Origin of the sequence: Bradyrhizobium campsiandrae (assembly GCF_014529705.1) — a bacterium.
GTDB classification, from domain to species: domain Bacteria; phylum Pseudomonadota; class Alphaproteobacteria; order Rhizobiales; family Xanthobacteraceae; genus Bradyrhizobium; species Bradyrhizobium campsiandrae.
Genome location: NZ_JAANIH010000122.1, coordinates 1 through 9,125, shown reverse-complemented (window position 1 = coordinate 9,125; position 9,125 = coordinate 1). Strand labels below are relative to the sequence as shown.

Annotated in this window: 10 protein-coding genes; 9 read left to right on the top strand and 1 reads right to left on the bottom strand. The window is 63.9% G+C overall.

The window, feature by feature from the left end:
• Positions 1 to 277 precede the first annotated feature (277 nt).
• On the top strand, positions 278 to 2,347 hold the full coding sequence (locus tag G8O24_RS41805; RefSeq protein ID WP_188108311.1) for a prolyl oligopeptidase family serine peptidase: 2,070 nt from the start codon (positions 278 to 280) through the stop codon (positions 2,345 to 2,347).
• Positions 2,348 to 2,359: 12 nt separating this feature from the next.
• Here G8O24_RS41805 and G8O24_RS41800 read toward each other — a convergent pair whose 3' ends face one another.
• On the bottom strand, positions 2,360 to 3,034 hold the full coding sequence (locus G8O24_RS41800) for a DUF938 domain-containing protein (RefSeq protein ID WP_188108310.1): 675 nt from the start codon (positions 3,032 to 3,034) through the stop codon (positions 2,360 to 2,362).
• A gap of 236 nt (positions 3,035 to 3,270) precedes the next feature.
• Between G8O24_RS41800 and soxX the strand changes: the two genes are divergently transcribed.
• The 8 genes from soxX to G8O24_RS41760 all read left to right on the top strand — a co-directional run bounded on the left by soxX (position 3,271) and on the right by G8O24_RS41760 (position 8,957).
• Positions 3,271 to 3,627: a sulfur oxidation c-type cytochrome SoxX gene (gene soxX / locus G8O24_RS41795; RefSeq protein WP_188108309.1), complete on the top strand. Its 357-nt coding sequence runs from the start codon at positions 3,271 to 3,273 to the stop codon at positions 3,625 to 3,627.
• Positions 3,628 to 3,672: 45 nt separating this feature from the next.
• Positions 3,673 to 4,158, top strand: a complete 486-nt coding sequence (gene soxY, locus G8O24_RS41790) for a thiosulfate oxidation carrier protein SoxY (RefSeq protein ID WP_188108308.1) — start codon at positions 3,673 to 3,675, stop codon at positions 4,156 to 4,158.
• A 20-nt stretch (positions 4,159 to 4,178) separates the two neighbouring features.
• Positions 4,179 to 4,490: a thiosulfate oxidation carrier complex protein SoxZ gene (gene soxZ / locus G8O24_RS41785; RefSeq protein ID WP_188108307.1), complete on the top strand. Its 312-nt coding sequence runs from the start codon at positions 4,179 to 4,181 to the stop codon at positions 4,488 to 4,490.
• Positions 4,490 to 5,353 carry a sulfur oxidation c-type cytochrome SoxA gene (soxA, locus tag G8O24_RS41780; protein ID WP_188108306.1) on the top strand — a complete coding sequence of 288 codons (864 nt, stop codon included), beginning with the start codon at positions 4,490 to 4,492 and terminating at the stop codon, positions 5,351 to 5,353. Before soxZ ends, soxA begins: the two co-directional genes overlap by 1 nt.
• Before the next feature lie 8 nt (positions 5,354 to 5,361).
• On the top strand, positions 5,362 to 5,667 hold the full coding sequence (locus G8O24_RS41775; protein WP_188108305.1) for a hypothetical protein: 306 nt from the start codon (positions 5,362 to 5,364) through the stop codon (positions 5,665 to 5,667).
• Positions 5,668 to 5,722: 55 nt separating this feature from the next.
• Entirely contained in the window at positions 5,723 to 7,468 is a 1,746-nt protein-coding gene (gene soxB, locus G8O24_RS41770; RefSeq protein ID WP_188108304.1) for a thiosulfohydrolase SoxB, read from the top strand.
• A gap of 190 nt (positions 7,469 to 7,658) precedes the next feature.
• Positions 7,659 to 8,699, top strand: coding sequence for an MBL fold metallo-hydrolase (locus G8O24_RS41765; RefSeq protein ID WP_188108303.1), 1,041 nt, complete (start codon positions 7,659 to 7,661; stop codon positions 8,697 to 8,699).
• 90 nt (positions 8,700 to 8,789) lie between these two features.
• Positions 8,790 to 8,957, top strand: coding sequence for a hypothetical protein (locus G8O24_RS41760; RefSeq protein ID WP_188108302.1), 168 nt, complete (start codon positions 8,790 to 8,792; stop codon positions 8,955 to 8,957).
• Positions 8,958 to 9,125 lie beyond the last annotated feature (168 nt).

Sequence of the window (9,125 nt, the reverse complement as noted above, 5' to 3'; positions counted from 1 at the left end):
CGCGCGTCTCCTGCGCGTCGGCCTGTCCGGCCGCGTTGCCTCCCGCGCGGGCGTCCTCGGCATTCTTCTTGGCTGTCGTCCCGTCCAGCATCTGCATTTCCGCCCGACGGCCTTCTTGATTCCCGTCCCTATGGAGGGGCGCGGGAGGGCGGGCAACCGGCGCAAACGGGCGCAGGCCATGCCTCTGACGCATCCGGAGCGATGATACCTCGCCCCGCTCTTGACGGCTTGCGCTCGATCAAATCCTATCTCGCCGCGATTTCAGGGAGTCTCGTTCATGTCCATCGACGACAGGCCCACGCTCAGCGCTCCCGACGACGATCCCTGGCTCTGGCTGGAGGAGGTCGAAGGCGTCCGCGCGCTCGAATTCGTCGAGAAACAGAACCTGATGACGCTGGAGAGATTCGCAGGCGCGGCGTTCGAACGCGATCGCGACCTGCTTGCGGCGATCTACGATCGGCCGGACAACATTCCCTATGTGCGGCGGCGCGATGGTTATCTCTACAATCTCTGGACCGACGCGGAGCACCCACGCGGCCTGTGGCGGCGGACCACGCTGGACGAGTTTCGAAAAGCCGAACCGGCCTGGGAAATCCTGCTCGACATCGATCGGCTTGCCGCGGCCGAGGGCAAGGACTGGCTGTTCAGCGGGACGGCGTCACGGCCCGGCGGCTCACGAATCATCCTGGCGCTGTCGCGTGGCGGCAGCGATGCCGTGACCTTGCGCGAGTTCGACACCGACTCCAGGAGTTTCGTGGCGGACGGCTTCTTTCTGCCCGAAGCCAAAAGCAGCGTCGAATGGGTCGATGCCGACACGGTGCTGCTGTCGAGTGCCCTTGGCGAGGGCATGGCGACGACATCGGGCTATGCGAGAACCGTGCGGCTGTGGCGGCGCGGCACCAGTATCGACCAGGCGCCGGTGGTGTTCGAGACGACGGCCGACCATATGCGGGTGTACAGCCATGTCGACGACACCGTGCCGTCGCAGCGCATCTGGTTCATCGACCAGTCCGACTTCTTCAATTTCCGCACCTCGATCGGCACCACGAGCGGCGCGACCACGACGCTCGATCTGCCCAGCGATATCTGGATGCAGACCCACGGCGACTGGCTCTCGGTCAAGCCGCGCGAGACCTGGTCGGTTGCAGGACACACTTATGAAGCCGACGCGATGCTCGGCATTTCGCTGTCCGCATTCCTGGCGGGCGGCCGTGACTTCACGGTTCTGTTCGAGCCGGGCCCGCGGCGGGCCTTGCAGGGCTTCTCCTGGAGCGGCGGCAAGCTTCTTCTCTCCATCCTCGACGAATTGCGGCCGGTGTTCGAGCTCTGCACACCGTCGGCGTCGGGTTGGACACGGCGGCAGTTGCAGGGACTCCCCGGCATCGGCGTGGTCGACGTCTGGAGCCTCGATGCCCATGAATCCGAGAGCAATAGCGATTTGCTCGCCAATGTGCAGGACCCGCTGACGCCGCCGTCGCTGATGCTGATCGAGCGCGGCGTCGAAAGCCCAGAAGTGCTCAAGCAGGCGCCCAGGACATTCAACGCCGACGGCCTCGTGGTGACGCAGCACGAGGCCATCTCCGTCGACGGCGAGCGCATTCCCTATGTGCAGACCGGCCCTGCCGGCGTGTCAGGCGACGCGCCGGTCTATATGAGCGCCTATGGCGGCTTCGGTCTCGCGGTGAAGCCGCAGTACAATTCATCGCTGGGAAAACTCTGGCTGGAGCGCGGCGGCACCACGGTGCAGGCGAATTTGCGCGGCGGCGGCGAGTTCGGCACGCGCTGGCACGATGCCGGGCGTTACGCCGGCAAGCGGCTGTCGCACGACGATTTCGCAGCCGTCGCCGCCGATCTCGTCCGCCGCGGCGTGACGGTGCCGAAGCGCATCGCCGCGCAGGGCGGATCGAACGGCGGCATCCTCATCACCAACATGCTGGTGCGCTATCCCGAGCGCTTCGGCGCGCTGTTCTGCACGATTCCCTTGATCGACATGCGCCGCTACACCAAGCTGCTCGCGGGCGCGAGCTGGATCGCGGAATATGGCGACCCCGACAAGCCGGACGAATGGGAATGGCTGAAGACCTACTCCGCCTATCACAATGCAAAGCCCGGCCAGGCCTATCCGCCGATCCTGATCGCCACGACGCGGCGCGACGACCGCGTCCATCCCGGCCATGCCCGCAAGATGGCCGCAAAGCTCCAGGCGATGGGCTATGAGGCCTGGTTCTACGAGCCCGAAGCTGGCGGCCACGGCTATGGAAAGGACAACAAGGAGCGCGCCGGCTTCCAGGTGCTCGGCTTCCAGTTCTTGAAGGAGAAGATCGGGTGGAAGGACGGCGAGGGGTGAGGGCCTCGCGCCTCACCCGCGCGCAAACACCAGCGTCAGATTGTTCGCGGGCATCTCGATCGTATCGACCAGACGGAGGCCGACGCCGCGCGCCAGGTTCTCGACATCGCCGAGGTCGCGTACGCCCCATTCGGGATTGCCCTCGCGCAGCGAGGTGTCGAACACCGCGTTGCTCAGCGCGGTGTGCTTGCCGTCACGCTTGAACGGACCGTAAAGCAACAGCTGGCCGTCGGATCGCAAATAGCGGCCGGCGCCGGCAAACAGACCCTCGGCCACCGCCCATGGCGCAATGTGGATGACATTGGCGCAGAACACGGCGGCAAGATCCGTCGGCCCCTGCCCGTTCTTCATCTCCGGGCACCAGTCGGGATCGGACAGATCGATCCGCAACGGACTGCGGATGTTGGTCAGGCCCGAATGCACGCGCCAGGCCTCGATGCTCTTGACGTGGCGCTGATTGAGATCGCTCGGCCACCAGACGAGATCGGGCGTGTGGCGGGCAAAATGGACCACGTGCTGGCCGGTTCCACTGCCGACTTCGACCACGTCGCCCGACCGGCCAATGAGATGCTTTTCGAGCGCAGCCCAGAGCGGCTCGTGATTGCGATGGAAGGCAGGTGCATCGAGGCGGCCGTCAGGCTCGACCCTCCCGCCGTCCCTGCCGAATTCAACGACATATTCAGCCAATTGATGTCCCCGAAAAACCAGAAAGCAGACGAAAACACGCGCAGGACCAAACGCCCCGAACAGACTGCCGGTTAAGACCGGCTTGATGAACGATCATTCTCTACAGTTGCAATGCGGCAGATATTAACGCCATTTTGCGCCCTGCATAGTCTTGATTGTCAGGGCATGTCCTTTGTGCTTTGAGCACTATATTTGGTGCGAACAATGTCTTCTGATATAGCGCCCTGGACGCCGCCTTGACCGCCTATCCTCGCAAGTCCGCCCTGCTTCTCGCGCTGGTCGCCCTCGCCGGCCTCGCTGCGCATCCGGCATGGGCGCAATCGACCGTCGCCGAGGGCCAAAAGCTCGCCTTCGACCGCGGCAAGGGCAATTGCCTGACTTGCCACGTCATCAAGGGCGGTGACTTGCCTGGCACGATCGGGCCCGAGCTGAAGGACCTCAAGGCAAAATACCCCGATCGCAGCGAGCTGGCCGCGATCCTGTTCGACGAGACCAAACGCAACCCGCAGACCATGATGCCGCCATTCGGCCGCAACCGAATCCTGACCGAACAGGAGATCGACGCGATCGTTGATTTCCTGCAGACGCTGTAACGGTGGGCCCGGCAAACCTCAGATGAACCTCAGATGAGACCTTCGATGACCACGACCACCGGCCCTCATCCGACCCGGCGCCTGATCCTTCAGGGCGCCGTCTCGGTCGCGCTGATCGGGCTCGGCAATCTGCCGTTCGCGCCGGCGCTCGCCGCGGCCAACGACAAATATCCGGACGAGGCGTTCAAGCTGAAGAACGAAGCGGAGGCGATCAAGGCGCTGTATGGCAAGACCCCCGAGCCCTCCGACAAGATCAAGCTCGACGCCCCGGAGATCGCCGAGAACGGCGCGGTGGTGCCGGTCTCGGTGACGACGACGCTGGACAAGGTCACCTCGATCTCGTTCTTCGTCGCCGAGAACCCGAACGCGCTGGCGGCGAGCTACAGATTTCCCGACGGTGCGATCCCGGCTGTCGCCAACCGCCTGAAGATGGCGAAGACCAGCAGCGTGACCGCGATCGTGGAAGCCGACGGCAAGCTCTACAGCGCGACCAAGGACGTGAAGGTCACCGTCGGCGGCTGCGGCGGCTAAAGCGGGAGAGGAGATCGATCATGGCATCCAGCATTCGCGTCCGCGCAACGTCCAAGGACGACATCACCGAGGTGCAGACGTTGATCCAGCACCCCATGGATACCGGCCTCGTCAAGGACGCCAAGGGCGAGACGATCCCCGCACACTACATCCAGGAGCTGAAGTTCGAATGTAACGGCAAGGAGGTCTTCGTCGCCAATTGGGGCACGGCGGTCGCCAAGGACCCCTACGTCAAGTTCAGCTTCAAGGGCGCCAAGAAGGGCGACGACCTCAAGATCTCCTGGACCGACAACAAGGGCACGTCCGACGAGACCACCGCGAAGATCGCGTGATGAAGCTGCGCATCCTTCTCCTGCTCGGCTCGGCCTGCGCGGCGCTCGTCGCGTTCGCGCTAGCCTCTCCGCGCGTGATCGCGGCCGACACCGTCGATCCGGCCACGGATGCGAAGGCGTTCCAGAATTTTTTCTTCCAGAAGTTTCCTGGTGTGAAGCACGAGGATTTCGTCAACGGTCCTTATTCCATGAACGAGGACATGAAGCGGCAATGGCTGGAGAAGGAGGAGTTTCCGCCTTACGAGTTCGCGCTCGACGCCGGCAAGGAGATGTTTGCGACGCCGTTCAAGAACGGCAAGACCTACGCCGACTGCTTTCCGAACGGCGGCATCGGCATTCGCCAGAACTATCCCTACTTCGACAGCAAGGAGGGCAAGGTCGTCACGCTGGAGCTCGCGCTCAACCGCTGCCGGGAGGCGAACGGCGAAGCGCCCTACTCCTACGTCAAGGACGAGATGGCCTCGCTGACGGCCTACATGGCTTTCACCTCGCGCGGCAAGAAGATGGACATCAAAATTCCAGATGACCCCCGCGCGCGCGAAGCCTTCGAGAACGGCAAGCGCTATTTCTACACCCGCCGCGGCCAGTTGAATTTCTCCTGCGCGAGCTGCCACGTGCAGAGCCCGGGCGAACGCATCCGCGCCGAGGTCCTGGCGCCGGCGCTCGGCATTCTCAACGCGATGCCGATCTACCGCTCGGAGTGGAGCGGCATGGGCACGATCAGCCGTCGCTTCATCACCTGCAACAGCCAGACCCGCGCGGTTCCGCTGGAGCCGCAGGCAGATGAATATCGCGACGTCGAATATTTCCTGTCCTACGTCGCCAACGGCCTGCCGATATCGGGTCCAGGGGCACGACCATGAGCGCGGCCATGAAGCGGTCACTTCCCCTCGCCATGTTGCTGGCCCTGAGCCTCGCGCCGGCAGCGCGCGCGGCCAATGAAGCAGATTACAAGGCGGCCTATGCTGCCGCGGAGGCTGCATCCAAGGAGGCAGCCGGCATGCGCAACCAATGGACCACGACCGTCGCGACGCTGGCGGCCGCCAAGAAGGCGGGCGATGGCGGTGATTTCGACGGCGCCGTGACTGCTGCCAAAGAGGCCGAAGCGCTGGCAAAGGCATCGATTGTCCAGGCAACGACCGAAAAAGAAGCCTGGAAGGCGATGGAAATCCGCTAAGCTGAAAGCGCCCTGGAACCGTCGAACTGCCGTTGAGAGGCGCGGAGACAATTGGATGGCGATCCGCCGCCGCGATTTCCTGAAGAGTACAGCCGCTGTCGCCACCTCGCTCAGCCTGCCGCGACTTGCGCGCGGCGCTGACACCGCGAGCATCTACGACATCGAGCGCTTCGGCAACGCGCGAATCCTGCACACCACCGACACCCATGCGCAGCTCAACCCGGTCTATTTCCGCGAGCCCAGCGTCAATATCGGCATCGGCGAGATGGCGGGACGACCGCCGCATCTGGTCGGCCACGCCTTCCTGGACCGCTTCGGCATCCGGCCCGACAGCGCCGACGCCTATGCCTTCACCTGCGTCGAGTTCGAGAAGTCCGCCGGCCGCTTCGGCAAGCTCGGCGGCTTCGCTCATCTGAAGACACTGATCGACCGCTTGCGCAACGATGTCGGCGCGAAACATGCCATGCTGCTCGATGGCGGCGACCTCTGGCAGGGCACCGGCCTTGCCAACAGCATGCAGGGCCGCGACATGGTGGAGGTCGCCAATCTGCTCGGCATCGAGGCGATGACCGGGCATTGGGAATTCACCTATGGCGAGGAGGTGCTGCGCGAGAATCTCGGGCACTTCAGGGGCGAATTCCTGGCGCAGAACGTCTTCCTGACCGAGGAAGCGGCGTTCAATGATGCGCCCGCCTTCGACAAGACGACGGGGCGCGTGTTCAAGCCATCCGTCATCAAGGAGCTTGGCGGCCATCGCGTCGCGATCATCGGCCAGGCTTTTCCCTACGTGCCGATCGCCCATCCCAAGCGGTTCACGCCGAACTGGACCTTCGGCATCCGCGAGGAAGAGCTGCAGAAGCATGTCGACGCACTTCGTGGCAACGACAAGGTCGATGCGGTGATCCTGCTGTCGCACAACGGCATGGACGTCGACCTGAAGCTCGCAAGCCGCGTCACCGGCATCGACGTCATTCTCGGCGGTCATACCCATGACGCCGTGCCGCAGCCGATTGCCGTGAAGAACGCCGGGGGCACGACGCTCGTCACCAATGCCGGCTCCAACGGAAAATTTCTGGCCGTGCTCGATCTCGCGCTCGACAAGGGCAAGGTCGGCGACATCAGGTATCATCTGCTGCCTGTCTATTCCGAGCTGCTGAAGCCCGATCCGGCCATGGCCGAGCTGATCGGCAAGCTGCGCGCGCCTGTCGTGACCGACTGGTCGGAGAAGATTGCAACGCCCGATCGCCTGCTCTATCGCCGCGACAATTTCGCCGGCCCCGTCGACGATTTGATCTGCACCGCGCTGCGGACCGAGCTCAACGCCGAGATCGCGCTGTCGCCCGGCTTCCGCTGGGGCGTCACCGCTCTGCCCGGCCAGCCGCTGACCATGGAGGATGTGCTCGCGGGGACCGCGATCACCTATCCCGAGACCTATGTGCAGGAGATGACCGGCGCGGAGATCAAGGACGTGCTGGAAGACGTCTGCGACAATCTCTTCAATGCCGATCCCTATTACCAGCAAGGCGGCGACATGGTGCGCGCCGGCGGGCTCAGCTACACCTGCAGCCCCACCAACGCGATCGGCCGCCGCATCTCCGAGCTCAAGCTCGACAATGGCAAGTCGATCAGCGCCAGCAGGCGCTACAAGGTCGCAGGCTGGGCCTCGGTCAACGGCCAGCAGGGCGCGCCGGTGTGGGACGTCGTCGCCAAATATCTGCGCTCGGGCCGGATGCTTCCGGAGCGGCTCGGCACTGGCGTCACGCTGAACGGCGTCGACGGCAACCCGGGCATTGCGGGATAGGGTTGACGCGGCCGCAGATTTTTCGCGCGAGTGGGTCTGGACCCCCGTCTCGCGGGCGATGACGGCTCTGGGTGGGTTGTCAGCCCTCGCAACAAAAATCTTCTAAAATTTCTTATTTCGACAGCACATTACTTCTCTTTCTACCGTCCGACGTAGTAGAATCCTCGAAATCATCACGCCGGGTTCTGCCATGATCTTCCGTCAGCTCTTCGACAGCGTTTCGGGCACCTACAGCTACCTCCTCGCCAGCCGCCCCGGCGGCGAGGCGCTGATCCTCGATCCCGTGCTGGAGAAGGTCGACCGCTACTGCCAGCTGCTGCGCGAGCTCGACCTCAAGCTGGTCAAGGCGGTGGACACCCATCTACACGCCGACCACGTCACCGGTCTCGGCGAGCTGCGCGACCGCACCCATTGCATGACCGTGATGGGCGACCAGACCAAGGCCGACGTTGTGGCGATGCGGGTCGCCGACGGCGACAAGGTGACGATCGAAGGCCTCTCGCTCGAGGTGATGTACACGCCTGGACATACCGACGATTCCTATTCCTATCTGATGGGCGATCGCGTCTTCACCGGCGACACGCTGCTGATCCGCGGCACCGGCCGCACCGATTTCCAGAACGGCTCGTCCCGCGCGCAATATGATTCGATCTTCAATCGTCTCTTGAAGCTGCCTGACGAGACGATGGTATTCCCGGCGCATGACTACAAGGGTGACACCGTCTCCACCATCGGCGAGGAGAAGCGCTACAATCCGCGGCTCCAAGTGCGCTCGGTCGACGAATATATCGAGCTGATGGCGAATTTGAAGCTGCCCAATCCGAAGATGATGGACGTGGCGGTGCCCGCCAACATGCGGGTCGGCCTGCATCAGGAAGAGCTGGAGAAAGAGGGCCGCGCGCTCAGCGCCGTCGAGGCGATCCGCTCCCTGCACCGGCCCGACATCCTCCTGGTCGATTTGCGCGAGAGTAACGAGCGGATCAAGCACGGCATGCTCGAAGGCGCGCTGCACACGCCCTATCCTGGTATCGAGGAAAGCCTCAAGCCCGGCGGCATGCTGCGCGAGGTCGCCGCCGCGACGGGGCGCCGCGTCGTGTTCTTCTGCGCCTTCGGCGAGCGCTCGGCGATGGCGGTTGCCGCCGCCAAGGAGGCCGGCCTTTCCAACACCGCCCATATCGCCGGCGGCCTCGATGCCTGGAAGAAAGCGGGCGGGCCGGTAGTCCACGCCTGACGGCGATGTCGCAGGGCTCTTGAGATAGGTCGGCAACCGCAGCATCTTTACGGCTAGAAGCGGATGACGCATCACCATCCCGGGTCAGCCATGATCAAGTTCGGAAACAGGACTGCCAAGCCTAGCGCGCCGCCGAAGGCCACGGCCGACAAGGCCAGGAAGCCGCCGCCGCCGCGCGACACCGAGGACGATGACGAAGACGGCGACATCGCCACACCCAAGCGGGATCGCTATGGAAACGACGACGAGCCGTTGTGAAGCAATGATGTTGCCGCACGAACGGTTCATTCCCTCCCCCCTTGTGGGGGAGGGCGGGGGAGAGGGGTGGCCCGGGAAAAGGTGTTCGTTGTCGCGAAGAAGATCTTTTGCGCGATCGATAGAATCCCCGTGTGGGCCCCTCTCCCTAACCCTCCCCCACAAGGGGGG